This is a genomic window from Bacteroides sp. AM10-21B (assembly GCF_003472565.1).
GTDB lineage: Bacteria > Bacteroidota > Bacteroidia > Bacteroidales > Bacteroidaceae > Bacteroides > Bacteroides propionicigenes.
Genome location: NZ_QRME01000012.1, coordinates 103,708 through 104,909, shown reverse-complemented (window position 1 = coordinate 104,909; position 1,202 = coordinate 103,708). Strand labels below are relative to the sequence as shown.

Sequence of the window (1,202 nt, the reverse complement as noted above, 5' to 3'; positions counted from 1 at the left end):
TCTCTCTTGCGAAAGGGAGAACAAAGAAAAAGGAATGCCGTTACCGCCCGCTTTGTAAAAAGTGTTTCAATCAACGCTTGCTTTCTTTTTTGAAAGCGGGTGCAAAGGTAAGAACTTTATTTCATATCTTCCAAATAAATCGGAAGTTTTTTTCATTTTTCTTTTCAAAGGAGGAAGTTTCGAAAGAAACAGCCTCAAAGGAAAAGAAAAAAGTAAGGGTTCTTACTCCGTTTCTGTCAGAATGTCAATCTATCGCCGCTCCCGTTCTCGAAAGCGGATGCAAAAGTAGGGGATTTAAAGATATGCACCAAATATATCTGTCTCTTTTTTGACATTTTATTGAAACTTTTTCGTAACTCGCTGATTGATAAATGTGTTGTAAAGCATATTTCTCAAACGCTGACGGCAACCGAAGAAAGGACCGCACATTATAATATATGCGGGCGTGCGTACGCGCGCATCACAGGCTCGCCGGATTGGGAGGAGGAGGTTCCCGAAGAATCGAGGAGGCGTCGAAACAGGGGCACTGCTTTACCCACTCCCCGGGTTCTATCTCACCGTCCGAGTCAAGGTCGGGGCTCAGGTCGCGATGGCCGCAAAGACGGCTGCCGGGGTAGTCGCGAAGCAACAGCATCACGAGCACGCGGAGGGAATGCTTCTGGAAGGGGGTGCGGGTGTCGCAGGGGCGGCCATGTTCGTCAAGGCCACCTTCGTAGCAGATGCCGAGGGAATGGGCGTTATGCCCACGGGCGTGCGCGCCGGGGAGCTCTATCGGGCGCAGGGACTTTATAGCGCCGTTCTTGCGGATATAGAAATGGTAGCCTGCGCCGGAGAAGCCCCGGCGCAGGTGGTCTGTTGTCAGGTCATCTTCCGTATAGCTGCGGTCGCAGCGCGTGGCGGAACAGTGGACAACAAGGAGGTTGATGGATCTCATGGTATCAGGCAGGCATAGCGTGCGCGCCCAAAGCGCCGAGAACGGCGGATGCCACTGCGATTACTATTTTTAGGAACTTGTCCCACCAGGTTGATTTGGTTGCCATTATGTTATTGGTTTTAGTATGAATAATGATGTTGGTTTAAGTATCAATGATGATGTTTACTATCCGAGCGGGTCTTCCTTGTCACCCTCGTCGGGAATCACGTCACCGCCGCCATTGCCGCCGCCACCGGAGTTTTCACCGTCTATCGCCGCCTGCACATCA

General features: G+C 51.0%; 3 protein-coding genes. 1 reads left to right on the top strand and 2 read right to left on the bottom strand.

What is annotated here, in order from left to right; translation table 11 throughout:
- A partial coding sequence (locus DW121_RS15875; RefSeq protein WP_222704296.1) for a hypothetical protein occupies positions 1–332 on the top strand: 332 nt, incomplete at its 5' end.
- Between the two features lie 128 nt (positions 333–460).
- On the opposite strand, the gene DW121_RS14735 is transcribed toward DW121_RS15875, so the two are convergent.
- Both DW121_RS14735 and DW121_RS15640 read right to left on the bottom strand, forming a co-directional pair.
- Positions 461–934 carry an N-acetylmuramoyl-L-alanine amidase gene (locus DW121_RS14735; protein WP_118324288.1) on the bottom strand — a complete coding sequence of 158 codons (474 nt, stop codon included), beginning with the start codon at positions 932–934 and terminating at the stop codon, positions 461–463.
- 4 nt (positions 935–938) lie between these two features.
- Positions 939–1,040: a smalltalk protein gene (locus tag DW121_RS15640; RefSeq protein WP_158561019.1), complete on the bottom strand. Its 102-nt coding sequence runs from the start codon at positions 1,038–1,040 to the stop codon at positions 939–941.
- Positions 1,041–1,202: the final 162 nt, after the last annotated feature.

What these genes read in the sequence shown, in the direction of transcription:
- DW121_RS15640 (WP_158561019.1), bottom strand. Translation starts at nt 1,040, where the DNA reads ATGGCAACCAAATCAACCTGGTGGGACAAGTTCCTAAAAATAGTAATC.
- DW121_RS14735 (WP_118324288.1), bottom strand. Translation starts at nt 934, where the DNA reads ATGAGATCCATCAACCTCCTTGTTGTCCACTGTTCCGCCACGCGCTGC.